At 61.6% G+C, this 25,501-nt stretch carries 25 protein-coding genes; 13 read left to right on the top strand and 12 right to left on the bottom strand.

All coding sequences use genetic code 11. The features are described from left to right. Positions 1–7 precede the first annotated feature (7 nt). From folE to HNO86_RS05340, 5 genes are all read left to right on the top strand, one after another. Positions 8–598 carry a GTP cyclohydrolase I FolE gene (gene folE / locus HNO86_RS05360; protein WP_175375970.1) on the top strand — a complete coding sequence of 197 codons (591 nt, stop codon included), beginning with the start codon at positions 8–10 and terminating at the stop codon, positions 596–598. Between the two features lie 2 nt (positions 599–600). Then, positions 601–972, top strand: a complete 372-nt coding sequence (folX, locus tag HNO86_RS05355; protein ID WP_175375969.1) for a dihydroneopterin triphosphate 2'-epimerase — start codon at positions 601–603, stop codon at positions 970–972. Between the two features lie 95 nt (positions 973–1,067). Then, positions 1,068–1,364 (top strand): DUF1244 domain-containing protein, encoded by a 297-nt coding sequence (locus HNO86_RS05350; RefSeq protein ID WP_175375968.1) that lies wholly within the window; start codon positions 1,068–1,070, stop codon positions 1,362–1,364. Then, on the top strand, positions 1,357–1,695 hold the full coding sequence (locus HNO86_RS05345; protein ID WP_018927180.1) for a HopJ type III effector protein: 339 nt from the start codon (positions 1,357–1,359) through the stop codon (positions 1,693–1,695). The genes HNO86_RS05350 and HNO86_RS05345 overlap by 8 nt, the downstream gene beginning before the upstream one ends. A 236-nt stretch (positions 1,696–1,931) precedes the next feature. Further along, a complete protein-coding gene (locus HNO86_RS05340) occupies positions 1,932–3,182 on the top strand; it encodes an aspartate aminotransferase family protein (RefSeq protein WP_175375967.1) in 1,251 nt (416 codons plus the stop codon). Between the two features lie 120 nt (positions 3,183–3,302). Here HNO86_RS05340 and trxB read toward each other — a convergent pair whose 3' ends face one another. After that, complete coding sequence (gene trxB, locus HNO86_RS05335; RefSeq protein ID WP_175375966.1) at positions 3,303–4,259, bottom strand: thioredoxin-disulfide reductase; 957 nt, start codon at positions 4,257–4,259, stop codon at positions 3,303–3,305. A gap of 314 nt (positions 4,260–4,573) precedes the next feature. Here trxB and cysZ point away from each other — a divergent pair, with 314 nt between their 5' ends. Both cysZ and HNO86_RS05325 read left to right on the top strand, forming a co-directional pair. Next, entirely contained in the window at positions 4,574–5,326 is a 753-nt protein-coding gene (gene cysZ / locus HNO86_RS05330; protein WP_175375965.1) for a sulfate transporter CysZ, read from the top strand. A 40-nt stretch (positions 5,327–5,366) separates the two neighbouring features. Further along, complete coding sequence (locus HNO86_RS05325; protein ID WP_175375964.1) at positions 5,367–6,566, top strand: glycosyltransferase family 1 protein; 1,200 nt, start codon at positions 5,367–5,369, stop codon at positions 6,564–6,566. A 114-nt stretch (positions 6,567–6,680) separates the two neighbouring features. Here HNO86_RS05325 and HNO86_RS05320 read toward each other — a convergent pair whose 3' ends face one another. From HNO86_RS05320 to HNO86_RS05310, 3 genes are all read right to left on the bottom strand, one after another. Further along, entirely contained in the window at positions 6,681–7,784 is a 1,104-nt protein-coding gene (locus tag HNO86_RS05320; protein ID WP_175375963.1) for an NADH:flavin oxidoreductase, read from the bottom strand. A 202-nt stretch (positions 7,785–7,986) separates the two neighbouring features. After that, positions 7,987–8,469, bottom strand: coding sequence for a glutathione peroxidase (locus HNO86_RS05315; RefSeq protein ID WP_175375962.1), 483 nt, complete (start codon positions 8,467–8,469; stop codon positions 7,987–7,989). Between the two features lie 122 nt (positions 8,470–8,591). Continuing rightward, positions 8,592–9,077 carry a peptidylprolyl isomerase gene (locus HNO86_RS05310; protein ID WP_175375961.1) on the bottom strand — a complete coding sequence of 162 codons (486 nt, stop codon included), beginning with the start codon at positions 9,075–9,077 and terminating at the stop codon, positions 8,592–8,594. Here HNO86_RS05310 and HNO86_RS05305 point away from each other — a divergent pair. The 3 genes from HNO86_RS05305 to HNO86_RS05295 are packed head-to-tail and all read left to right on the top strand — an operon-like array spanning position 9,046 to position 12,435. Then, positions 9,046–9,372, top strand: a complete 327-nt coding sequence (locus HNO86_RS05305) for a DUF3565 domain-containing protein (protein ID WP_175375960.1) — start codon at positions 9,046–9,048, stop codon at positions 9,370–9,372. The genes HNO86_RS05310 and HNO86_RS05305 overlap by 32 nt on opposite strands. Positions 9,373–9,432: 60 nt before the next feature. After that, positions 9,433–11,532, top strand: coding sequence for a phosphate acetyltransferase (gene pta / locus HNO86_RS05300; protein ID WP_175375959.1), 2,100 nt, complete (start codon positions 9,433–9,435; stop codon positions 11,530–11,532). Beyond that, the gene (locus HNO86_RS05295; RefSeq protein WP_175375958.1) at positions 11,533–12,435 is read left to right on the top strand and encodes an acyltransferase; all 903 of its coding nucleotides are present in this window, start codon (positions 11,533–11,535) and stop codon (positions 12,433–12,435) included. It abuts the gene before it with no gap. Positions 12,436–12,610: 175 nt separating this feature from the next. Here HNO86_RS05295 and cysN read toward each other — a convergent pair whose 3' ends face one another. The 3 genes from cysN to HNO86_RS05280 all read right to left on the bottom strand — a co-directional run bounded on the left by cysN (position 12,611) and on the right by HNO86_RS05280 (position 16,346). After that, a complete protein-coding gene (gene cysN / locus HNO86_RS05290; protein WP_175375957.1) occupies positions 12,611–14,509 on the bottom strand; it encodes a sulfate adenylyltransferase subunit CysN in 1,899 nt (632 codons plus the stop codon). 9 nt (positions 14,510–14,518) lie between these two features. After that, on the bottom strand, positions 14,519–15,436 hold the full coding sequence (gene cysD, locus HNO86_RS05285) for a sulfate adenylyltransferase subunit CysD (protein ID WP_093226702.1): 918 nt from the start codon (positions 15,434–15,436) through the stop codon (positions 14,519–14,521). A 151-nt stretch (positions 15,437–15,587) separates the two neighbouring features. Continuing rightward, positions 15,588–16,346, bottom strand: coding sequence for a Nif3-like dinuclear metal center hexameric protein (locus tag HNO86_RS05280; RefSeq protein WP_175375956.1), 759 nt, complete (start codon positions 16,344–16,346; stop codon positions 15,588–15,590). 103 nt (positions 16,347–16,449) lie between these two features. Between HNO86_RS05280 and algW the strand changes: the two genes are divergently transcribed. From algW to HNO86_RS05265, 3 genes are all read left to right on the top strand, one after another. Then, entirely contained in the window at positions 16,450–17,610 is a 1,161-nt protein-coding gene (gene algW / locus HNO86_RS05275) for a Do family serine endopeptidase AlgW (protein ID WP_175375955.1), read from the top strand. Positions 17,611–17,697: 87 nt separating this feature from the next. Beyond that, on the top strand, positions 17,698–19,803 hold the full coding sequence (locus HNO86_RS05270; RefSeq protein WP_175375954.1) for a TonB-dependent siderophore receptor: 2,106 nt from the start codon (positions 17,698–17,700) through the stop codon (positions 19,801–19,803). A gap of 11 nt (positions 19,804–19,814) precedes the next feature. After that, positions 19,815–20,534 carry a DUF4198 domain-containing protein gene (locus HNO86_RS05265; RefSeq protein WP_175375953.1) on the top strand — a complete coding sequence of 240 codons (720 nt, stop codon included), beginning with the start codon at positions 19,815–19,817 and terminating at the stop codon, positions 20,532–20,534. A 115-nt stretch (positions 20,535–20,649) separates the two neighbouring features. Here the strand turns inward: HNO86_RS05265 and hisC are convergent, their stop codons facing one another. The 5 genes from hisC to HNO86_RS05240 form a co-directional block, all read right to left on the bottom strand. After that, positions 20,650–21,702 (bottom strand): histidinol-phosphate transaminase, encoded by a 1,053-nt coding sequence (gene hisC / locus HNO86_RS05260; RefSeq protein WP_175375952.1) that lies wholly within the window; start codon positions 21,700–21,702, stop codon positions 20,650–20,652. A 2-nt stretch (positions 21,703–21,704) separates the two neighbouring features. Next, complete coding sequence (gene hisD, locus HNO86_RS05255; RefSeq protein ID WP_175375951.1) at positions 21,705–23,042, bottom strand: histidinol dehydrogenase; 1,338 nt, start codon at positions 23,040–23,042, stop codon at positions 21,705–21,707. Between the two features lie 125 nt (positions 23,043–23,167). Beyond that, positions 23,168–23,803: an ATP phosphoribosyltransferase gene (gene hisG, locus HNO86_RS05250; RefSeq protein WP_110966372.1), complete on the bottom strand. Its 636-nt coding sequence runs from the start codon at positions 23,801–23,803 to the stop codon at positions 23,168–23,170. A 129-nt stretch (positions 23,804–23,932) separates the two neighbouring features. Continuing rightward, positions 23,933–25,198: a UDP-N-acetylglucosamine 1-carboxyvinyltransferase gene (murA, locus tag HNO86_RS05245; protein ID WP_175375950.1), complete on the bottom strand. Its 1,266-nt coding sequence runs from the start codon at positions 25,196–25,198 to the stop codon at positions 23,933–23,935. A gap of 22 nt (positions 25,199–25,220) precedes the next feature. Next, positions 25,221–25,460, bottom strand: a complete 240-nt coding sequence (locus tag HNO86_RS05240; protein WP_046052891.1) for a BolA family protein — start codon at positions 25,458–25,460, stop codon at positions 25,221–25,223. Positions 25,461–25,501: the final 41 nt, after the last annotated feature.

Below are 25,501 nucleotides of genomic sequence, written 5' to 3'. Positions count from 1 at the left end.
ATTTACCATGACGTTATCCCTGCCTCAGAACGATCAGCCCCAGAACGACCTGGCCGAAAGCTATCGCGAAATCCTCATCGGTCTGGGTGAGAACCCCGACCGCGAAGGCCTGCTCGACACCCCGGTGCGCGCGGCCAAGGCGATGCAGTACCTCTGCCACGGCTACGATCAAAGCGTCGAAGAAATCGTCAACGGCGCACTGTTCGCCTCCGATAACGACGAGATGGTGATCGTCGACAACATCGAGCTGTATTCGCTCTGCGAACACCACATGCTGCCCTTCATCGGCAAGGCACACGTGGCTTATATTCCAACGGGCAAGGTACTGGGCCTGTCGAAGATCGCGCGACTGGTGGACATGTTCGCCCGACGCCTGCAGATCCAGGAAAACCTCACCCGGCAAATCGCCGACGCGGTGCAGCAGGTGACGGGCGCGGCCGGTGTCGCGGTAGTCATCGAAGCCAAGCACATGTGCATGATGATGCGCGGCGTCGAGAAACAGAATTCAACCATGAACACCTCGGTGATGCTCGGCGCCTTCCGCGAGTCGAGCAACACCCGCCAGGAGTTCCTGCAATTGATTGGACGGAGCAAGTAGTAATGCCACAACTTCAACCAGGCATGGCGCGCATCCGGGTCAAGGACCTGTGCCTGCGCACCTACATCGGCATCAACGAAGATGAAATCCTCAACAAGCAGGATGTGTTGATCAATCTGACCATCCTCTATGCGGCCCAGGAAGCGGTGCGTGACAACGATATCGATCACGCGCTGAACTACCGGACCATCACCAAGGCGATCATCGCCCACGTCGAAGGCAACCGCTTTGCCCTGCTCGAACGCCTGACCCAGGAAATCCTCGATCTGGTCATGGCCAACCCATCGGTGCTGTACGCCGAAGTCGAAGTGGACAAGCCCCACGCCTTGCGCTTTGCCGAATCGGTGTCGATAACGCTTGCAGCGAGCCGCTAGCTACAAGCTTCAAGCGGCAAGCTGTAGACTTCGACCCACCGCAACCCATCTTGCAGCTTGAGCTTGCCGCTTGCAGCTGTCTCAAAGAGACCCCCATGACCGATCAAGAACGCCTCGAACTCGAAGCCGCCGCCTTTCGCCGGCTGGTGGCCCATCTGGACAGCCGCAAGGATGTGCAGAACATCGACCTGATGAACCTCTCCGGTTTCTGCCGCAACTGCCTGTCCAAGTGGTACAAGGCGGCCGCCGATGAACGCCAGATCGAGGTCAGCCTCGATGACGCCCGCGAAGTGGTTTACGGCATGCCGTACGCCGAGTGGAAAGCCCAATACCAGAAAGAAGCCAGCGCCGAACAACAGGCGGCGTTCGCCAAAGGAAAACCCAATGAGTGATTTGAACACCCTGCGCGCCAGCCTCAAGAGCGGCGAACACGTTTTCGCCGACACCCTGGCGTTCATTGCCGCCGGCTACGATTACCAACCTCAGGCCTTCAACAACGGCGGCGTGGAAAACGCAGCCGGGCAGAACGAAGGTTCGTGCAAGACCCTGGGCCTGGCGCTGCTGGAAGGCCTGAGCGATGAAGAAGCCCTGCTGGCGTTCGGCGAGCATTACCGTTCGGTGGTGGCGACGCCTGAAGGCAGCGACCACGGCAACATCCGCGCGCTGATCGCCCATGGCCTGGCCGGGGTGAAATTTGCGCAGCAGCCGTTGACCCGTCGCTGATCAAACCTGCGCCTGAACCCTGTGGGAGCGAGCCTGCTCGCGATGAAAGCTGGAACACCGCAGGGTTTCAGGTAGCCAGCGTAATCGTTGACGACCATCGCGAGCAGGCTCGCTCCCCCAGGGTGAAAACACATCCCGACTTTTAAGATTGACCCGTCCACTTTATTTCGTTTGCCCGCCACCGCTGCTCACGGCTTAGATAAAAAGAAGTCCTCCTTCTTCCGAGCCCGCCCTTCATGCACAGCGAAACCATCAGCCAGTCGATCAACATCGTTCACCCTGTCACCCTCAGCCACGGCAAGAACGCCGAGGTGTGGGACACCGACGGCAAGCGCTACATCGACTTCGTCGGTGGTATCGGCGTGCTGAACCTCGGGCATTGCCACCCGCGCATCGTCGGCGCCATTCGCGAGCAGGCCACGCGCCTGACCCATTACGCCTTCAACGCCGCACCCCATACGCCGTACCTCGAGTTCATGGATCGCCTGGCGGCGTTCATCCCGGTCGAGTACCCGGTCAGCGGCATGCTCACCAACAGCGGCGCCGAGGCGGCGGAAAACGCGCTGAAGATCGTCCGTGGCGCCACCGGCCGTACGGCGGTCATTGCGTTCGATGGTGGCTTCCACGGGCGCACCCTGGCCACTCTCAACCTCAATGGCAAAGTCGCGCCCTACAAACAGAAAATCGGCGTGCTGCCGGGGCCCGTGTATCACCTGCCCTTCCCCAGCCAGGACAACGACGTGACCTGTGCCGAGGCGCTGAAGGCCATGGAGCGCCTGTTCAGCGTCGAACTCGACGTCGAGGACGTGGCCTGCTTTATCGTCGAACCGGTGCAGGGCGAGGCGGGTTTCCTGGCGATGGATATCGAGTTCGCCCAGGCCTTGCGCAAGTTCTGCGACGACAAAGGCATCCTGCTGATCGCCGATGAGATCCAGTCCGGCTTCGGTCGCACCGGACAACGCTTCGCCTTCTCGCGCCTGGGCATCGAGCCGGACCTGATCCTACTCGGCAAAAGCATCGGCGGTGGCTTGCCGCTGGGAGCGGTGGTCGGGCGCAAGTCGCTGCTCGACAACCTGCCCAAGGGCGGGCTGGGCGGCACCTACTCCGGCAACCCCATCGCTTGCGCCGCCGCGCTGGCGACCCTGGACGAAATGACCGATGCCCATCTGCAGGCCTGGGGTGCACAGCAGGAAGAGGCGATTGTCAGTCGTTACCAATCCTGGCGTGAGCGCAAGCTGTCACCGTTCCTCGGGCGCATGACGGGCGTGGGTGCGATGCGCGGGATCGAGTTGGCGAATGCCGACGGCACACCGGCGCCAGCGCAGTTGACGCAGTTGCTGGCGTTGGCGCGGGAGGCGGGCTTGTTGCTGATGCCGAGCGGGAAGTCGCGCCATATTGTTCGGTTGCTGGCGCCGTTGACCACCGAAGCGGCGGTGCTGGAGGAAGGGCTGGACATCTTTGAAGCGTGTCTGCAGAAACTGACCTGATAACACCATCCCCTGTGGGAGCGGGCTTGCTCGCTCCCACAGGGGAACATGATCAGGCATTAAATCGTGGGCACAAAAAACCGGCTAAAAAGCCGGTTTTTTCATTTCAACGCCGCAGAATCAAGCGTTCTGCAGGCCGTCGAGGTAACGCTCGGCATCCAGTGCCGCCATGCAACCGGCGCCGGCCGAGGTGATGGCCTGGCGGTAGACGTGGTCAGCCACGTCGCCGGCGGCGAAGATGCCTTCCAGGTTGGTGGCGGTGGCGTTGCCGTCACGGCCGCCGTGCACGACCAGGTAGCCGTCTTTCAGAGTCAGCTGGCCTTCGAACAGCGAGGTGTTCGGGGTGTGGCCGATGGCGATGAACACGCCGTCGACTTTGACTTCGTCGAAGCTACCGTCGTTGTTCTTCAGGCGAGCACCGGTCACGCCCATGTTGTCGCCCAGAACTTCGTCCAGGTTGGAGTTGAGCTTGAGGATGATCTTGCCCTCGGCCACGCGAGCGTTGAGCTTGTCGATCAGGATCTTCTCGGCGCGGAAGGTATCGCGACGGTGGATCAGGGTCACGGTGCTGGCGATGTTGGCCAGGTACAGGGCTTCTTCGACCGCGGTGTTGCCGCCACCGACCACAGCCACTGGCTTGTTGCGGTAGAAGAAACCGTCGCAGGTCGCGCAGGCCGAAACGCCCTTGCCCATGAACGCTTCTTCGGACGGCAGGCCCAGGTAACGAGCGCTGGCGCCGGTGGCGATGATCAGGGCGTCGCAGGTGTAGGTCGCGCTGTCGCCGGTCAGGGTGTAAGGCTTGGCAGCGAAGTCCACGGCGTTGATGTGATCGAAAACGATCTCGGTCTCAAAGCGCTCGGCGTGCTCGCGCATGCGCTCCATCAGCGCCGGGCCGGTCAGGCCGTGGACGTCGCCCGGCCAGTTGTCGACTTCGGTGGTGGTGGTCAGTTGACCGCCGGCTTGCATGCCGGTGATCAAAAGTGGCTTGAGGTTGGCACGGGCGGCATAGACCGCGGCGCTGTAACCGGCAGGGCCGGAACCAAGAATAATCACTCGCGAATGACGGACTTCAGACATGACCTGCTCCTGTTGACCGGCCCGGAACACCTGGCGCGGTACGCCGGTTTGCCGGCGAGAATAAAAAAGGACCGTTCAAAGCACTTTGGGGAAGGCTTTGCTTGCACAGCCCTGTAAAAGAATGGCTGCAGCGTATCGAGGGGGCGAAGATTAAGGAAATACGGTTTAACAATCCAGCTCATAGGTGGTCTCTATCCCGACACGGTGTGTATTCGGACGCCTTTGTTACAGTTAATGTCGATACCGCCACCGCGCTTTCGCGCCTGTCGCAAAGCCGGTAAGGTCGGCGCGATTTCCCTTGCTCGGAGCACGTTATGCCCGCCCCTGTTCTGTCAGGCCCGCAATACCTGCGTGAAGGCCTCAACCTGGTCTTGAGTCCAAGCCTGCGTTTATTCGTGTTGTTGCCGCTGGCCATCAACCTGGTGCTGTTCGTCGGATTGATTTATCTGGCCGGCCACCAATTCAGCCTGTGGGTCGATACCCTGATGCCGACGCTGCCCGACTGGCTGGGTTTTCTCAGTTACATCCTGTGGCCCTTGTTCGTGGTGCTGGTGCTGTTGATGGTATTTTTCACCTTCACCATGCTCGCCAACGTCATCGCCGCCCCCTTCAACGGCTTCCTCGCGGAAAAGGTCGAAGTGGTGGTGCGCGGCACCGATGACTTCCCGGCCTTCAGCTGGGGCGAACTGATCGCCATGGTCCCGCGCACCTTCGCCCGGGAGATGCGCAAGCTCGGTTACTTCCTGCCCCGGGCGATCGGCCTGTTCATCCTCTCGTTCATTCCCGTGGTCAACATCATCGCCGCGCCGCTCTGGCTGCTGTTCGGGGTGTGGATGATGGCCATCCAGTACATCGACTACCCGGCGGACAACCACAAGCTGGGCTGGAACGAGATGCTCGCCTGGCTGCGCCAGAAGCGCTGGCAGAGCATGAGCTTCGGCGGCATCGTCTATCTGGTGCTGCTGATCCCGGTGGTCAACATCCTTATGATGCCGGCGGCGGTGGCCGGTGCGACGCTGTTCTGGGTCCGTGAACGCGGTGCCGAGAACCTGGTGAGCCAACGCTGATCCGGTCATAAATCCATCATCTGAACGTCACAACGTCGACATGGCCTCAGCCGACACTGATGCCATGACGACAGCTCTGCATATCACCCTGATCACCGAAACCTTCCCTCCCGAAATCAACGGCGTGGCCAATACTCTTGGCCGCCTGTGCGAAGGTTTGCGCGCGCGCGGGCATCAGGTGGAACTGGTGCGTCCGCGCCAGGGTTGCGATCAGTCGGCGGGCAGCGACGATGAATTGCTGCTGTGCCGGGGCTGGCCGCTGCCGGGTTATCCAGGCCTGCAATGGGGTCAGTCGTCGATGCACAAACTGTTGCGACGCTGGAAGCGCCATCGCCCGGATGTGTTGTACATCGCCACGGAAGGCCCGCTCGGCTTGTCGGCCCTGCGCGCGGCGCGACGCCTGGGGATTTCGGTGGTCAGCGGTTTTCACACCAATTTCCAGCAGTACTCCAGCCAGTACGGCCTCGGTTTGCTGACGCGCCTGCTGACCCATTACCTGCGCTGGTTCCACAATCGCTCCAACCTGACCCTGGTGCCCAGCGTCAGCCAGCGCATGGAGCTGGAGCGCCGGCAGTTCGAGCGCTTGGCGCTGTTGTCCCGTGGCGTCGACAGCCAGCTGTTTCATCCGGCCAAACGCCTGGATGCGTTGCGTGCGCAATGGGGGCTGGGCGAGAAGGATATCGCCGTCATGCATGTCGGGCGCCTGGCCCCGGAGAAAAACCTCGGCCTGCTCAAGCGCTGCTTCGACGCCCTCAAGGCCAGTTATCCACAACGCACCCTGAAGCTGATCGTGGTGGGCGACGGTCCGCAACGCCTGCAAATGGAAAGCGAAATGCCCGAGGCGATTTTCTGCGGCTCACAGCGGGGTGAAGCCCTGGCCAGCCACTATGCGTCGGGGGATGTGTTCGTGTTTCCGAGCCTGACCGAGACGTTCGGCAATGTCGTGCTCGAAGCGCTGGCTTCCGGGTTGGGTGTGGTGGCTTACGATCAGGCGGCGGCGGCGCAACACATTCGTCATGGCTACAACGGCGTGCTGGCGATGCCTGCGGATGAAGAGGCGTTCTGCGATGCGGCGGTGTGGATGCTGGAGCAGGACGAGACTTTGCGCTGCATGCGGCTCAATGCGCGGCAGCATGCGAGTCGCCAGGGATGGGAGGCGATTGTCGAGCAGTTCGAAGGGCAGTTGCGGGGGGCTTGTGTGAGGGAGTTGGGGGTGCCGAATGTGCCGACCTTGCCTTGATTCTTTTTGACCTTAAGTCCGTCATCGCGGGCAAGCCCGCTCCCCCAGGGTCCGTGGTGTACACAGAACTTGTGGGAGCGGGCTTGCCCGCGATGAGACCCTGACAGACGCCGCTTAAACCAAGGTCATCAACGCATCACGGCTGAACGGCAGGATGTCCTGCTCACGGCCTTCACGCACTTTCTGCGCCCAGTCCGGATCCACCAGCAGCGCGCGGCCGACGGCCACCAGGTCGAACTCATCGTTGTTCAGACGCTCCAGCAGCTTTTCCAGGCTCGCCGGTTGAGCGACCTTGTCGGTGTTGACCATGAACTGCAGGAACTCGCCGTCCAGGCCGACGCTGCCCACGGTGATGGTCGGCTTGCCGGTGAGCTTGCGGGTCCAGCCGGCCAGGTTCAGTTCCGAACCGTCGAACTCCGGCTCCCAGAAGCGGCGGGTCGAGCAGTGGAAGATATCCACACCGGCATCGGCCAACGGCTTGAGGAACGCCCCCAGCGCTTGCGGCGTTTGCACCAGGCGTGCGGTGTAGTCCTGCTGCTTCCACTGGGAGAAGCGAAAAATGATCGGGAAGCCTTCGCCGACCGCGGCACGCACGGCCTGGATCAGTTCGATGGCAAAGCGCGAACGGTTGGCCAGGTCGCCGCCGTATTCGTCGGTACGCTGGTTGCTGCCTTCCCAGAAGAACTGGTCAATCAGATAGCCGTGGGCGCCGTGGATTTCCACGCCGTCCATGCCGATGCTTTTGGCATCCTTGGCCGCCTGGGCGAACGCGGCGATCACGTCCTGGATGTCCTGCTTGCTCATGCCGTGGACCACGACCTGATCGTTCTTGATCTTCTCCGACGGACCGTAACCCGGCACGCTGGCATCCGGCTCGGTGCCGATGCGGCGCACACTGCCGACGTGCCACAGTTGCGGAACGATCTTGCCGCCTTCGGCGTGGACCGCGTCGACCACTTTCTTCCAGCCCGCCAGCGCAGCTTCGCCGTAGAACTGCGGCACGTTCGGGTAGCCGTTGGAGGCCTTGTGCCCGACGGTGGTGCCTTCGGTGATGATCAGGCCAACACCGGCCGCGGCGCGACGACGGTAGTACTCGATCACTTTGGAATTGGGGATGCCGCCTGGGGAGAACGAACGGGTCATCGGCGCCATGACGACGCGGGTCGGCAGTTCGAGGGTGCCGAGGTGGAACGGTTTGAACAGGGCTTGAACGGGCATGGGTGCGCTCCACGGGGATAAACTTTATGACGGCGATAATATGGAGAGCGCGACGAGATTAACAGCACTATTGATTTGGGTGATTAAGGATCAAAAGACTGTGGGAGCAAAGCTTGCTCGCGATTGCAGTCTGTCGGGCTACATCGGGATTAAATGTGCCGACGTCATCGCGAGCAAGCTTTGCTCCTACAGAGGGGGGATGTCAGCTCAGGGCTTTTTCGATTGCCTGAACGACGCTCGGATCATCCGGCGCCGTGCGAGGCGAAAACCGCGCCAGCACGCGTCCATCCTTGCCCAACAGGAATTTCTCGAAGTTCCAGGTGATGTCACCGGGGAATTCAGCGCCCTCGCCCGCCAGCAGTTTGTACAACTGATGCCGGTCATGGCCGTTGACTTCCAGCTTGCTGGACAACGGAAAGGTCACGCCGTAGTTGAGGCTGCAGAACTCCTGGATCTCCTGTTCGGAGCCCGGTTCCTGGCCGGCAAACTGGTTGCACGGCAGGCCCAGCACACTGAAACCCTTGCCCTTGTATTGCTGGTAGAGGTTTTCCAGCGCCGCGTACTGCGGCGTCAGGCCGCACTTGGAGGCCACGTTGACCACCAGCACGACGTGCCCCTTGAACGGTGCCAAAGGCAGCGCCTTACCATCCAGGCCTGTCAAATTAAGGTCGTGAAAAGCACTCATGACGTACTCCAGATTCCCGTGTTTTTCTCGAAACAACGATTTGGCGGTGTCGCCTGGGACGGCCGCAGACTAAAAAGGCGCCCTCGGGGCGCCTCTCCAGTTATCTGAGCTTAGCGCAGAAATCAGTGGTGATGGCCACCTTCGCCATGGATGTGACCATGAGCGATTTCTTCCTGGCTGGCATCACGGATGCTGACGATCTTGACCTTGAAGTTCAGGCGCTGACCGGCCAACGGGTGGTTGCCGTCGACGGTGACGTCGTCGCCGTCCAGATCACGGATGGTCACGATCTGCATCTGGCCGTCCGGCGCGGAAGCGTGGAACTGCATGCCCACTTCCAGCTCGTCGACGCCTTCGAACATGCTGCGGCTCAGGGTGCTGACCAGCTCGGCTGCGTATTCGCCGTAAGCGTCTTCAGGCTCGACGGAAACGTTCAGTTCGTCGCCGACTGCCTTGCCTTCCAGAGCCTTTTCCAGGCCAGGGATGATGTTGCCTGCGCCTTGCAGGTAAACCAGCGGCGCGCCGCCGGCGGAGCTGTCGATGACCTCACCAGCGTCGTTGGTCAGGGTATAGTCGATGGAGACAGCCTTATTGGCGGCGATCAGCATGGGGCGAGACCTTTTGCAAAAGAATAATGAAAGACCGAGTTTAGCGAAGCAATCGCCCGAAAGCGAACACAACCCGGACAGACGGGGTGCGACCATCACGGGCTTTCATCAGGACGAGGACGGGCACTGGGTGGCCGAACTTTCCTGCGGCCACACCCAGCACCTGCGCCATCAGCCACCATGGCAATCGCGCGCCTGGGTCATGGATCCTGCGCAGCGTGATGAAAAAATAGGCCAACCCTTTGATTGCGGTTGGTGCGCACAGGGTTCGGTTAGCGATAACCTTGGCGACTGAATTTCGGTAGACGGCCAGCCAAAGGCCTTCACCCTTGCCATGCTCCTTCAGAGAATCCGCATGCAAACTTTTTTCATCGCACCCACCGATTTTGGCGTGGGTCTGACGTCCATCAGCCTCGGCCTGGTACGCACGCTGGAACGCGCCGGCCTCAAGGTCGGCTTTTTCAAACCGATTGCCCAGCCGCATCCGGGAGACACCGGGCCTGAGCGCTCCACCGAACTGGTAGCGCGCACCCACGGCCTGAAGCCGCCACAGCCTTTGGGTCTCGCCCACGTCGAGCGCATGCTGGGCGACGGTCAGCTCGATGAGTTGCTCGAAGAAATCATCACCCTCTATCAACAGGCCGCCATCGGCAAGGACGTGCTGATCGTTGAAGGCATGGTGCCGACCCGCAGCGCCAGTTATGCCGCGCGGGTCAACCTGCACCTGGCCAAGAGCCTGGATGCCGAAGTGATTCTGGTGTCGGCGCCGGAAAACGAAGTGCTCACCGAACTGTCCGGTCGCGTGGAGTTGCAGGCGCAATTGTTCGGCGGCCCGAAAGACCCGAAGGTCCTCGGCGTGATCCTCAACAAGGTCAAGACCGACGAGAGCATGGACGCCTTCGCCGCGCGCCTGAAGGAACATTCGCCGCTGTTGCGCAGTGGCGACTTCCGTCTGCTGGGCTGCATTCCCTATCAGCCGGAACTGAACGCCCCGCGCACCCGCGACGTGGCCGACCTGATGGGCGCCCAGGTGCTCAATGCCGGCGACTATGAAACCCGGCGCATGACCAAGACCATCATTTGCGCCCGCACCATGCGCAACACCGTGGACCTGCTAAAGCCCGGCGTGCTGGTGGTGACCCCCGGCGATCGCGACGACATCATCCTCGCGGTGAGCCTGGCGGCCATCAACGGCGTGCCCCTGGCCGGCCTGTTGCTGACCAGCGACACCCTCCCCGATCCGCGCATCATGGAGCTCTGCCGTGGCGCCCTGCAGGCCGGCCTGCCGGTGTTGTCGGTGAGCACCGGTTCCTACGACACCGCCAACCTGTTGAACGGCCTGAACAAGGAAATCCCGATCGACGACCGCGAGCGTGCGGAGATCATCACCGATTTCGTCGCCGGCTATCTGGACGCCAACTGGCTGCATCAGCGCTGCGGCACGCCACGGGAAATGCGCCTGTCGCCGGCGGTGTTCCGCTATCAACTGATCCAGCGCGCCCAGAGTGCCAACAAGCGCATCGTCCTGCCCGAAGGCAGCGAGCCGCTGACCGTGCAGGCCGCAGCGATCTGCCAGGCCCGTGGCATCGCCCGCTGCGTGTTGCTGGCAAAGCCCGCCGATGTCGAAGCGGTTGCCCGCGCCCAAGGCATCGACCTGCCGGCGGGGCTGGAAATCCTCGATCCGGATCTGATCCGCGAACGCTATGTCGAGCCGATGGTTGCCCTGCGCAAAACCAAGAGCCTCAACGCGCCGATGGCCGAGCAGCAACTGGAAGACCCGGTGGTGATCGGCACCATGATGCTGGCGCTGGATGAAGTCGATGGTCTGGTGTCCGGGGTCATTCACTCTACCGCCAACACCATTCGCCCAGCCCTGCAACTGATCAAGACCGCGCCGGGCTGCACCCTGGTGTCGTCGGTGTTCTTCATGCTGTTCCCCGAAGAGGTGCTGGTGTACGGCGACTGCGTGATGAACCCGCACCCAAGCGCCAGCGAACTGGCTGAAATCGCCCTGCAAAGCGCGGACTCGGCAGCGGCCTTCGGCATCACGCCACGGGTGGCGATGATCAGTTACTCCAGCGGCGAGTCGGCCACGGGCGAAGAGGTCGAGAAAGTCCGTGAAGCGACGCTGCTCGCCCATGAACAGCAACGCTCGCTGCTGATCGACGGTCCGTTGCAATACGACGCCGCCGCCAACGAAACCGTGGCCCGGCAGCTGGCACCGAACAGTCAGGTGGCCGGTCGCGCCACAGTGTTCGTGTTCCCCGACCTGAACACCGGCAACACCACGCACAAGGCCGTGCAGCGCAGCGCCGATTGCGTCAGCCTCGGGCCGATGCTGCAAGGCCTGCGCAAACCGGTGAACGATTTGCCACGTGGCGCTCAGGTCGATGACATCGTCTACACCATCGCCTTGACCGCGATCCAGGCAGCCAACCGACCTATGGATGTTTAAATGCTGGACTTTCTACCTGCACCGCTGCGCGGTGTAATCGCTTCGCTGTTGTTGGCCCTGAACACGATTCTGCTGTGCTCGTTTCTGTTCTGCGTGGCGCTGGTCAAGGCACTGCCATTCGCCCTCACCCAGCGCATTGCCGGCTGGCTGATGAGCCACACCCACGAAGCCTGGATCAGCCTCAACAAAGGCTGGATGAACCTGGTGCGTCGCACCCGCTGGCACATCAGCGGACTGCACGGCCTCGACTACCAGCACTCCTACCTGATCACCAGCAACCACCAGAGCTGGGTCGACATCCTGGTGCTGCAATACGTGCTCAACCGGCGCATCCAGCCGCTGAAGTTCTTTCTCAAGCAGGAGCTGATCTGGGTCCCGGTGATCGGGCTGGCGTGGTGGGCGCTGGGCTTTCCGTTCATGAAACGCTACTCCAAGGCCTATCTGGAAAAGCACCCGGAGAAGAAAGGCAAGGACCTGGAAACCACCCGCAAAACCTGCGCGAAGTTCCGCAACAACCCGGTCGGGATTTTCAACTTCGTCGAAGGCACGCGCTTCACTGACGGCAAACATGCCCAGCAGAAATCACCGTTCAAATACCTGCTCAAACCCAAGGCCGGCGGCATTGCCTTTGTGCTGGATGCGATGGGCGAGCAGCTGGAATCGATCGTCAACGTGACCATCCACTACCCCGCCGGACGCCCTGGGTTCTGGGACCTGCTGTGCGGGAATGTGAAGGATGTGGTGGTGCACTTCGAAGAGCTGAAGATCCCGCCGCAGTTCATCGGCAAGAACTACGACCAGGATGGCGAGTATCGCATGCAGTTCCAAGGCTGGATCAATCAGATGTGGCAGGACAAGGATGCGTTGCTGGAGCAGATGCATCGGGAGTATCCGGGGAAATAAAGATCAAAGGATCGCAGCCTTCGGCAGCTCCTGCATTGGAATGCGTACCCCTGTAGCAGCTGCCGAAGGCTGCGATCCTTGACCCTCTGACAGACACAAAAAAGCCCGCAGACAGTCACCTGTCCGCGGGCTTTTTCCTGCAGCTTGAAGCTAGAAGCTTGCCGCTGCTTTCAGCTTAGATCGCACCACGCTTGCGCAGCAGATCCAGCACTTGCTTGACGCCTTCTTCCAGCGAAACCGACTGGGTGTCGATCACCAGATCAGCATCCAGCGGCACGTCGTACGGGAAGGATTCGCCCGGGATGTTATCCCCGGCCGCCGCGTACAGGCCTTGCGGGTCACGCTCGGCGCAGACGGCTGGCGAGGCCTGTACGTAGACCGTCACCAGACGATCCTTGCCGATCAGGTCCTTGGCCTGCTCGCGACCTTCGGCGCTTGGCGCGACGAAGGCGGCCAGGGTCAGCAAACCGGCTTCGTTGAACTGACGCGCCACGTGGGCGGCACGACGCCAGTTCTCGGTACGCCCGGCGCGATCCTGCGGCAGACCCTTGTTCAGGTCGTGACGCAGGTTCTGGCCATCCAGTACGAACACCGCACGACCAAGGTCGAACAGCTTGCGCTCCACAGCGTAAGCCAGGGTGCTCTTGCCAGCGCCCGACAGGCCGCTGAACAGCACGGTGGCCGGCTGCTGGCCGAAGCGCAGTGCACGTTCCTCGGTGGCAACGTGAGCCAGTTTACCGTGGTGAGTGCTGGTGCCGTGGGCAACCGGCTGGGCCACGATCATGCCGGCGCCAACGGTGCCGTTGGTGAGGCGGTCGATGACGATGAAGGCGCCGGTGGTGCGGTTGCTGTCGTAACCGTCGAGGGCAATCGGCGCATCGAGCGCGATCTTGACTTTGCCGATTTCGTTCAGCTGCAACGCACTGGCCGAACCTTCTTCCAGGGTGTTCACATCGACCTTGTGGACGATGCTGGCAATGGAGCCCGGCACGTAGCTGGTGGCGCGCTTGATGTCGTATTTCTTGCCCGGCAGCATCGGCTCTTCAGCCATCCACACCAGCATCGCTTCGAAGCTGTCGGTGACTGGCGGCACGTTGTCGGCGTGAACCAGCAGGTCGCCACGGGAGATGTCGATTTCGTCTTCCATGGTCAGGGTGACCGCCTGACCTGGACCGGCGTGCTCCAGCTCACCTTCGAAGGTGACGATGGATTTCACGCGGCTGCTCTTGCCCGACGGCAGCACCACGACTTCGTCGCCTTTCTTGACGATGCCGCTGGCCAGGGTGCCGGCGAAACCGCGGAAGTTCAGGTTCGGACGGTTGACGTACTGCACCGGGAAACGCATGTCGGTGAAGTTGCGGTCGCCCGCCACTTCCACAGTCTCGAGAATTTCCATCAGCGACTGGCCGGTGTACCACGGCGAGCGCTCGGACTTGTTCACCACGTTGTCGCCTTTCAATGCCGACATCGGCACGAAGTGCATGCTGGTCGGCTTCATCTTCAAGCCTTCGGCGAACTTCAGGTAGTCGGCCTTGATCGACTCGAACACGCCCTGGTCGAAGTCCTTGAGGTCCATCTTGTTGATGGCGACGACGATGTGCTTGATGCCCAGCAGGGAGGCGATGAAGCTGTGGCGACGGGTCTGGGTCTGCACGCCGTAGCGGGCGTCGACCAGGATGATCGCCAGGTCACAGGTGGACGCACCGGTGGCCATGTTGCGGGTGTACTGCTCGTGGCCCGGGGTGTCGGCGATGATGAACTTGCGCTTGGCGGTGGAGAAATAGCGGTAGGCGACATCGATGGTGATGCCCTGCTCACGCTCGGCCTGCAGGCCGTCGACCAGCAATGCCAGATCGATGTCTTCGCCGGTGGTGCCGACTTTTTTCGAGTCGCGGGTGATCGCTTCCAGGTGATCCTCGTAGATCATCTTGGAGTCGTGCAGCAGGCGCCCGATCAGGGTGCTCTTGCCGTCGTCGACGTTACCGCAGGTCAGGAAGCGCAGCAGCTCTTTACGTTCGTGCTGGCCCAGGTAGGCGAGGATGTCCTCGCTGATCAAATCAGATGCGTGCGACATGACAGCCCCTTAGAAATAACCTTGACGTTTTTTGTCTTCCATCGAGCCTGCGCCATCGTGGTCGATGACACGGCCCTGGCGCTCGGAAGTTCGCGTCAGGAGCATTTCCTGAATGATGTCCGTGAGGCTTTCGGCCTCGGACTCCACCGCGCCCGTCAACGGGTAGCAGCCAAGGGTACGGAAACGCACTTTCTTTTTGACGATGCGGGCTTTGTCTTCATCGCTCAGGTGCTCGAGGATGCGCTCGTCGTCGATCATGATCAGGGTGCCGTTCTTCTCGATCACTTCACGCTCGGCGGCGAAGTACAGCGGCACGATCGGGATGCCTTCGAGGTAGATGTACTGCCAGATGTCCAGCTCGGTCCAGTTCGACAGCGGGAATACGCGAATCGACTCGCCCTTGTTGACCTTGCCGTTGTAGACGTTCCACAACTCCGGACGCTGGTTTTTCGGGTCCCAGCGGTGCTTGCTGTCGCGGAACGAGTACACACGCTCCTTGGCGCGGGATTTCTCTTCATCGCGACGCGCACCACCGAAGGCGGCGTCGAAGCCATGCTTGTCCAACGCCTGCTTCAGGCCTTCGGTCTTCATGATGTCGGTGTGCTTGGCACTGCCGTGGGTGAACGGGTTGATGTTCTGCGCCACGCCATCAGGGTTGATGTGGGTGATCAGGTCCAGGCCCAGATCCGCCACCATCTTGTCGCGGAAGGCGTACATCTCCTGGAATTTCCAGCGGGTGTCGACGTGCATCACCGGAAACGGCAGCTTGCCGGGGAAGAATGCCTTGCGTGCCAGGTGCAGCATCACGGCGGAGTCTTTACCGATGGAGTACAGCATCACCGGGTTGTCGAACTCGGCGGCCACCTCGCGGATGATGTGGATGCTTTCCGCCTCCAGCTGTTTCAGATGCGTCAGTTTGTCGACCATGGCTACTCACGAAAACTTTCTTATGAACGGCCAGCGGGCCGTGTTCGAGGGGCGATCCTAGCACAGCGTCCCGCTTCTAATCAGGGCGCGGGCTAGATCGAAAGGGCATATGAATATGCCCCTGCGTTTGGGGTCCTCTGTAGGAGCGATGTCAGATCGGGTTCGGGCAATCGATGAAGATGTGCTCGAGAGCAAAGCGTCGCGCCAGGTAATCGCCCAGCGCCTGGACGCCATAGCGCTCGGTGGCGTGGTGACCGGCGGCGATGAAGCTGATGTCGTTTTCCCGGGCGCTGTGGAAAGTCTGCTCCGAGGCTTCACCGCTGAGGTACAGATCGACACCGGCAAGAACCGCCTGATCGATGTAGCCCTGGCCGCCACCGGTGCACCAGCCGACGCGCCGGATCATCGAACTGCCCTCGATGACCAGCGGCTCACGGCCCATGACTTCCTGCACACGGCGGGCGAAATCCCGGGGCGTGGCCGGCTCGTTGAGCGATCCCACCAGGCCGACGACCTTGAGGTTATCGGGATCCAATGGCCCCTCGACGGTGATGTCGAGCTGACGCGCCAGCTGCACGTTGTTGCCGACCTCAGGGTGCAGGTCCAACGGCAGGTGGTACGCCAGCAGGCTGATGTCGTGCTTGAGCAACGTCTTCAAGCGGCGCTGTTTCATGCCGGTGATGCACGGGTTCTCGCCCTTCCAGAAATAGCCATGGTGCACCAGCACCAGATCGGCATTGGCCTCCACGGCGGCATCGAGCAACGCCTGGCTGGCGGTGACCCCGCTGACGATGCGCATCACCTGCGGCCGGCCCTCGACCTGCAGGCCGTTGGGGCAGTAATCGGCGATCCTTGCAGCGTTGAGGTAACGGTCGGCTTCTTCGACGAGTGTGCTCAGGGCGACGGCCATAAAAGACTCCTAAATATCCCGTTCAGAGGCACGCGCGGCCTCGTATAATGCGCGACATTATGAGCGGTCTCTTACCGCCTGCAACTCTCTCAGGACGTGCTTAATGCTCAAGGCGCTGCGTTTTTCCGGCTGGCCGCTGTTGGCCGGCGTGCTTGTCGCTCTGTTAATCATCCAGCGTTACCCGCAGTGGGTCGGGCTTCCAAGCCTCGACGTCAACCTGCAGCAAGCCCCGCAAACCACCAACATGCAGGAAGGCCCTGTGTCCTATGCGGACGCGGTGACCACTGCCGCGCCGTCCGTGGTGAACCTGTACACCACCAAAGTCATCAACAAGCCCAGCCATCCACTGTTCGAAGATCCGCAGTTCCGCCGCTTCTTCGGCGACAACTCGCCCAAGCAGAAACGCATGGAATCGAGCCTGGGTTCGGGCGTGATCATGAGCCCGGAAGGCTACATCCTGACCAACAACCACGTGACCAGCGGCGCCGACCAGATCGTGGTGGCGCTCAAGGACGGTCGTGAAACCCTGGCCCGGGTGATCGGCAGCGACCCGGAAACCGACCTCGCGGTATTGAAGATCGACCTGAAGAACCTTCCGGCGATCACCGTCGGCCGCTCCGACAACATCCGCATCGGCGACGTCGCGCTGGCCATCGGCAACCCGTTCGGCGTCGGCCAGACCGTGACCATGGGCATCATCAGCGCCACCGGCCGCAACCAGCTGGGCCTGAACAACTACGAAGACTTCATTCAGACCGACGCGGCGATCAACCCCGGCAACTCCGGCGGTGCGCTGGTGGATGCCCTCGGCAACCTGACCGGCATCAACACGGCGATCTTCTCCAAGTCCGGAGGCTCACAGGGCATCGGCTTCGCCATCCCGGTCAAGCTGGCGATGGAAGTGATGAAGTCGATCATCGAGCACGGCCAGGTGATTCGTGGCTGGCTCGGTATCGAGGTACAGCCGCTGAGCCAGGAACTGGCAGAGTCGTTCGGTCTGTCGGGACGTCCGGGCATCGTGGTCGCGGGGATTTTCCGCGACGGTCCTGCGCAGAAGGCGGGCCTGCAATTGGGTGACGTGATCCTCACCATCGACGGCGAACCGGCCGGCGATGGTCGTCGTTCGATGAACCAGGTCGCGCGGATCAAACCGACCGACAAGGTCACGATCCAGGTGATGCGCAACGGCAAGGAGCTCAAGCTCACGGCGGAAATCGGCCTGCGTCCACCGCCTGCGCCGATGAAGGAAAAAGAAGAGGAGTAAGCCTGACCCGAGAATCTCGGGTGATTGGCAGACATTCTCATTAGACATGTTATATTGTTTCAACTCTTGAAATTGGAACAACATAACATGTCGTCTCGAACAAAGGCCTCCCTCGCCGGTTTCGCCTTCGGCCTGCTGGGAAATCCGGTCTTCGCCGAAGAACCCCGCCCCCTGGAACTGGACGCCATCAGCGTCACTTCCGACTATCAGTCCCCCACCGGCCCCGTCGATGGCTATCGCGCCACCCGCTCTTCGACCGCGACCAAGACCGACACCGCCATTCGCGACATCCCGCAATCGATCAGTGTGGTTCCCGTCAGCGTGCTCAACGACCTGGGCAGCACCAGCGTCGAGCGCGCACTGGACTTTGCCGGCGGCGTATCCAAGCAGAACAACTTCGGTGGCCTGACCCTTTACGAATACAGCGTGCGCGGCTTCACCACCTCGGAGTTCTACAAGGACGGCTTCAGCGCCAATCGCGGTTACCCGAGCACGCCGGACGTGGCCAATATCGAACGCATCGAAGTGCTCAAGGGCCCCGCCGCCAGTCTCTACGGCCGAGGCGATCCGGGCGGCACGGTGAACATCGTCACTAAAACCCCTCAACCCGAAGCCTTCACCACCCTGCAAACCAGCGCCGGCAGTTGGGATCGCTATCGCACGGCAGTGGACGTCAACACGCCGCTGGATGAGCATGGCGATGTCCTGTCCCGGGTCAATCTGGCCGTGGAGGACAACCACAGCTTCCGCGATCACGTCGACAGTCAGCGGGTGTTCGTCGCGCCTTCGTTCAGCTGGCAGCTCAATCCCGACACCCACCTGCTGGTGCAGAGCGAATTCGTCCGGCACAGCTCGACCTTTGATCGCGGCATCGTTGCTCCGAATAACAAATGGAGCAGCGTCTCCCGCTCGACTTTCCTCGGCGAGCCCGATGACGGCGACATCGACAACCACAACAATCAACTTCAGGCCGCCGTCGAACACCAGCTCAACGACCTTTGGCAATTGCGTCTGGCCAGTCACTACAAGGAAGGCCGGCTCTGGGGATTCGCCTCCGAACAGCGCGCGCTGAATGCCGATGACCACACCGTCAACCGTCGCTATCGCGAGCGCGACAACAACTGGCACGACAGCATCACCCAGCTTGAACTGCGCGGCTTCTTCGACCTTGGCAGCTGGCAACACGAACTGCTGATCGGCAGCGAGTACGAAAGCTACCGCAAGGACGAACGGGTCACGACCATTGCCGGCGCCCCCTACGCCATCGACATTTATCAGCCGGTCTACGGCCAGCCGAAACCCGATGGCGCACGTTCCGGAACTGACTTTTTCGAACACGTCGAAAGCCGCGCGCTGAACCTGCAGGACCAGATCATCTTCACCGACAAACTGCGGGGCATGCTCGGTGCGCGCATCGAACAGTTCGAGCAGCGCATCGACGATCACACCCGCGGCGCCAGCAGCCATCAGCGTCACGACGCCCTCACCCAGCGCGCCGGCCTGCTCTATCAACTGACGCCCGACGTCGGCCTGTTCGCCAACGCCTCCACCTCGTTCAGACCGAACAACGGCCTGGACGCCGCCGGCAAATCCTTCGACCCGGAAGAAGGCGTCGGCTATGAAATCGGCATCAAGAGCGAGCTGTTCGACGAGCGCTTGAGCAGCACCCTGGCCGCCTTTCACATCGAGAAGGAAAACGTCCTCGCACTCGATCCGGCCACCGACACCAGCCGTGCCATGGGCAAGGCGCGCAGCCGCGGTTTCGACCTGCAAATCGCCGGACAAATCAGTGATGCGCTGAGGGTGATCGGCGCGTTCGCCTACATCGACGCCGAGGTCACCCAGGGTGACTCGGTCATTCCCACAGGCAGCCGGATTCTCGGCGTGGCCAAACGCAGCGGCAGCCTGCTGGGGGTTTATGAATTTCAGGACGGGCGCTGGCGCGGCTCGGATGTCGGGGCGGCGTTCACTTACGTTGGCGATCGCTCGGGCGAGGCCGGCGGCGACTTCGAATTGCCGGCCTATCACACCGTCGACCTGCTCGCTCATTACCAGGCCACGGACAACCTCAAGGTCGGCCTGAACCTGAACAACGTATTCGACGAGAAGTACTTCGAGCGCTCGTACAGCAACTACTGGGTCAACCCCGGCGAGCCGCGCAATTTCACCGTCAGCCTGACACTCACTCTGTAAAAGGACGCCCCATGCACGCTCTCAAACCCCTGGCCCTGCTCGGTTTGCTGTTCGCCACCGAAGTCTCGGCCCACGGCCTGTGGACGGAACAACGTCGCGGCAACATCGAAGTGATTTACGGCCATGGCGCCGAAGACAATGCCTTCAAGGCCCGCAAGATCAGCGGCGCCTGGGCCTATGACAAAAACGGGAAAATGATTCCGGTGACGGTGCAGCGCCTGGTCGATCACGCCCGCCTGCAACCGCTAAAACCACCGGCCGTGATGGCGGTGGCGCTGGACAACGGCATGTGGTCGCAGACTGCGGACAAGAAGTGGATCAACGAAGGACGCAGCAAAGTACCGGGAGCGATCGAGTCGACCCAGACCTTCAAGTACAGCCTGGCGATTTATCAACCGGGGGCGAAGTTGCCGAAACTGGATCAGATCAAATTGCTGATCCTGCCCGAAACCGACCCACTGCTCGTCGGCCCCGGCCAGTCATTGCCGGTGCGGGTGCTGCTGGATGGCAAACCGGCGGCGGGTGTGAAGTTGATCGGCGATTACCGCAGCGCGCCCAACACCTTGACCACCGAAACCGACAAGGACGGCCGTGCGCAGGTACTGGTGCGTAATGAGGGGTTGAATGTGATTGCGGCACAGGTGGAAGTGCCGGTGAAGGACAGTGCGGATATCGGAAGTAGAGGGTTGTTCAGTTCGCTGACGTTCCTGGGCGAGCCGCATCACGAATAACCCACACCGCCTGTAGGAGCGAGGCTCGCCCGCGAACAACGATAACGCGGTGTACCTGTTGCACCGAGTCATCGTTGTTCGCGGGCGAGCCTCGCTCCTACAGGTTCGGCGGTGTTTAGAGGTCGCCCAGGCCCTCGATCAACGCCTGATTCTGCTCCGGCGTACCAATCGAAATCCGCAGGAACTGCGCAATCCGCTCCTGCTTGAAGTGACGGACAATCACGCCCTGCTCACGCAGCTTCGCCGCCAGTCCTGCCGCATCGTGTTGCGGGTGACGGGCGAAGATGAAGTTCGCCGCCGACGGCAGCACTTCGAAGCCCTTGGCTTGCAACTGAGCGGTCACCCATTCGCGGCTTTCGATGACCAGGTGGCAGGTCTTGTCGAAGTATTCGCGATCTTCGAATGCGGCCGCCGCACCGACGTTCGCCATGCGATCGAGCGGGTAGGAGTTGAAGCTGTTCTTGATTCGCTCCAGCGCCTCGATCAGATCCGGATGACCCACCGCCAGGCCAACCCGCAGGCCGGCCAGCGAGCGGGACTTGGACAGGGTCTGGGTCACCAGCAGGTTCGGATAACGGTCCACCAGACTGATCGCGGTTTCGCCGCCGAAGTCGATGTAGGCCTCGTCCACCACGACCACCGAATCCGGGCTGGCCTTGAGGATCTGCTCGACCGCTTCCAGCGCCAGCAGGCAGCCGGTCGGGGCGTTCGGGTTGGGGAAGATGATCCCGCCGTTTGGCCTGGCGTAGTCCGCAGGGTTGATCCGGAACTGTTCATCCAGCGGCACCGCATCGAAGTTGATGCCGTACAACCCGGCGTAAACCGGATAGAAGCTATAGCTGATATCCGGGAACAGCAGCGGTTTGTCGTGCTGCAGCAAGCCGTGGAAAACATGCGCCAGGACTTCATCGGAACCGTTGCCGAGGAACACCTGATTGCTCTTCACGCCGTAGTAGCTGGCGACCGCGTTCTTCAACAGATCGCTGTTCGGGTCCGGGTACAGGCGCAGGTTGTCGTTGAGCTCGGTCTGCATCGCGGCCAAGGCTTTTGGCGATGGACCGTAAGGGTTTTCGTTGGTGTTGAGCTTCACCAGCTTGGCCAGTTTCGGCTGCTCGCCCGGCACGTAAGGCACCAGGTTCTTGACGAACGGGCTCCAGAATTTACTCATGTTCAGTTCCCCTGCCCTGGTACGAAGTCTTTATCGAGAATGCGGTATTCGGCGCTGCGTGCGTGGGCGCTCAGCGATTCGCCACGAGCCAGCACCGAAGCGGTCTTGCCCAGCTCGGAGGCACCGGCTTCGGAGCAGAAGATGATCGAGGAGCGTTTCTGGAAGTCGTACACGCCCAGCGGCGACGAGAAGCGAGCGGTGCCGGAGGTCGGCAACACGTGGTTGGGACCGGCGCAGTAGTCGCCCAAGGCTTCGGAGGTGTGACGGCCCATGAAGATCGCGCCGGCGTGGCGGATCTTCGGCAACCAGGCGTGCGGGTCGGCGACCGACAACTCCAGGTGCTCCGGCGCGATGCGGTTGGCCACTTCCATGGCTTGCTCCATGTCACGCACCTGAATCAGCGCACCACGGCCGTTGATCGAGGTTTCGATGATGGTGGCGCGGTCCATGGTCGGCAGCAGCTTGGCGATGCTGGCGGCCACCTTGTCGAGAAACTCGGCATCGGGGCTGACCAGGATCGCCTGGGCGTCTTCGTCGTGCTCGGCCTGGGAGAACAGGTCCATGGCGATCCAGTCCGGATCGGTCTGGCCGTCGCATACCACGAGGATCTCCGAAGGACCGGCGATCATGTCGATACCGACCTGGCCAAACACATGGCGCTTGGCGGTGGCGACATAGATGTTGCCCGGACCGACCACCTTGTCGACCTGCGGAACGCTTTCGGTGCCATAGGCCAGGGCAGCTACCGCCTGGGCGCCGCCAATGGTGAACACGCGGTCGACGCCGGCGATGCAGGCAGCGGCCAGCACCAGTTCATTGACTTCGCCACGCGGGGTCGGCACCACCATGACCACTTCGGCCACGCCAGCCACCTTGGCCGGAATCGCGTTCATCAGTACCGACGACGGGTACGAGGCTTTGCCGCCCGGCACATACAGGCCGGCGCGATCCAGTGGCGTGACTTTCTGGCCCAGCACCGTGCCGTCGGCTTCGGTGTAGCTCCAGGAGTCCTGCTTCTGCTTTTCGTGGTAGCTGCGCACGCGGGCCGCGGCTTTTTCCAGGGCTTCGCGCTGGGCCACGGTGATTCGGGTCAGGGCCAGTTCCAGGCGCTCGCGCGGCAGGATCAGGTCGGCCATGGACGCAACGTCCAGGCCGTCGAACTGGCGGGTGTAATCCACCAGCGCCGCATCGCCGCGCTCGCGCACGTTCTTGATGATGTCCAGCACTCGCTGATTGACCGAGTCGTCAGACACACTTTCCCAGCTCAGCAGATGATCCAGATGATGCGCGAAATCCGGGTCAGCAGCGTTGAGTCGGCGAATTGCAGTCAGTGCGGTCATAGCGAGAGCCTCATAGGATTGGCAAAAAACTCAGGCGCCCGAAGCTAACATCCGATCCGCTTGGGCACCTGAGAATTCTGGCTATGAGGCGGATAGACGGCGCGGCTCAGAGCCGCGCGAGTGAATCAGCCGCGGTGTCGAGACTCCACTGCCTTGCGCAGGGTGTCGATCAACGCCTGGATACGAGCGTGTTGCATTTTCATCGAAGCCTTGTTGACGATCAGCCGGGAGCTGATGGCGGCGATGAAGTCCTGTGGCTCCAGGCCGTTGGCCCGCAGCGTGTTACCGGTGTCCACCACGTCGATGATCTTGTCGGCCAGACCGATCAGCGGCGCCAGTTCCATCGAACCGTACAGCTTGATGATGTCGACCTGGCGACCCTGTTCGGCGTAGTAGCGCTTGGCAACGTTGACGAACTTGGTGGCGATACGCAGGCGGCCCTTGGGCTCGACCGCACCGACCTTGCCGGCGGTCATCAACTTGCACTTGGCGATTTGCAGGTCCAGCGGCTCGTACAGGCCCTGGCCACCAAATTCCATCAGCACGTCTTTACCGGCGACACCCAGGTCGGCGGCGCCATGCTCGACATAGGTCGGCACGTCGGTGGCACGCACGATCAACAGGCGTACATCTTCCTGGGTCGTGGGGATGATCAGCTTGCGGCTCTTGTCCGGATTCTCGGTCGGCACGATGCCTGCTTCAGCCAGAAGCGGCAGGGTGTCGTCAAGGATGCGGCCCTTGGACAGTGCGATGGTCAACATGGGTAACGTCAGTCCTTATCAAGGTACTCATGCCCGGTCACAAACGGCGCCGGACATACATCGAGCCGGATACCCGGCTCGACTTGAAACAAAACCTGTCGGACACGTCCCTGTGCCCATCTGCAATGACTAGCCCGGAACGCGACGGATCTTGGCGCCCAGCATCTGCAGTTTCTCTTCGATGCACTCGTAACCACGGTCGATGTGGTAGATGCGGTCGATCAGGGTATCGCCTTCGGCGACCAGCGCCGAAATCACCAGGCTGGCCGAAGCACGCAGGTCGGTGGCCATGACTGGCGCGCCCTTGAGCTTTTCGGTACCGGTCACGATGGCAGTGTTGCCTTCGACCTGGATCTTGGCGCCCATGCGGTGCAGTTCGTAAACGTGCATGAAGCGGTTTTCGAAGATCGTCTCGATCACGGCACCGGTGCCTTCGGCAACGGCGTTGAGGGAGATGAACTGCGCCTGCATGTCGGTCGGGAACGCCGGATAAGGAGCGGTCCGCACGTTCACGGCCTTGGCCCGCTTGCCGTGCATGTTCAGCTCGATCCAGTCTTCGCCGGTGTTGATCTCGGCACCCGATTCACGGAGCTTTTCCAGCACCGCTTCAAGGATGGTCGGATCGGTGTCCTTGACCTTCACGCGACCGCCGGTCACGGCGGCGGCAACCAGGTAGGTGCCGGTTTCGATACGGTCAGGCATCACTTTGAAGGTGGTGGTGTGCAGACGCTCGACGCCATCGATGGTGATGGTGTCGGTGCCGGCGCCGGAAACCTTGGCGCCCATGGCGTTCAGGAAGTTCGCCAGGTCGACCACTTCAGGCTCGCGCGCGGCGTTCGCCAGGACGCTGCGGCCCTTGGCCAGTGCAGCGGCCATCATGATGTTTTCGGTACCGGTCACGCTGACGGTGTCGAAGAAGAAGTGCGCACCGCGCAGGCCGCCTTCAGGGGCCTTGGCCTTGATGTAGCCGCCTTCGACGTCGATGATCGCGCCCATGGCTTCCAGGCCACGGATGTGCAGGTCAACCGGACGCGAACCGATGGCGCAACCGCCTGGCAGCGCGACTTCGGCTTCGCCGAAACGGGCGACCATCGGGCCCAGCACCAGGATCGACGCACGCATGGTTTTAACCAGTTCGTACGGAGCGACCAGGGTCTTGATGGTGCGCGGGTCGATTTCGACGGCCAGCTTCTCGTCGATCACCGGCTCAATGCCCATGCGACCGAACAGCTCGATCATGGTGGTGATGTCGTGCAGGTGCGGCAGGTTGGCAACGGTCACCGGGCCATCGCACAGCAGCGTGGCGGCCAGGATCGGCAGGGCAGAGTTCTTTGCCCCGGAGATGCGGATCTCGCCATCAAGACGAGCGCCGCCAGTAATAATCAATTTATCCATAAGAATCTCGACGCCCTTGGGCTCAGGTGCGCTCGGCCCAGGCCGCGCTGCTGAAAAATTTCATAGTGACCGCATGGATGCTGCCATCGGTGATCCACGGGTTCAAATGGGCATAGATCTGCTGCTGACGCTTGACCGGACTCAATGCCGCCAGTTCATCGCTAATCACGTTCAGCTGGAAATTGCAGCCTTCGCCTTCAACTTCCACCTGAGTTCCTGGCAGCTTTCCTTCAAGGAAGCTTTTAACTTCTACGGCCTGCATGCTCAACCTCAATCGGCGCCCTGTGCGCGCGGGTCGGACAT

Source organism: Pseudomonas sp. C1C7 (assembly GCF_013359595.1).
Lineage (GTDB): Bacteria > Pseudomonadota > Gammaproteobacteria > Pseudomonadales > Pseudomonadaceae > Aquipseudomonas.
This window is presented reverse-complemented; position numbering and strand designations above follow the sequence as displayed.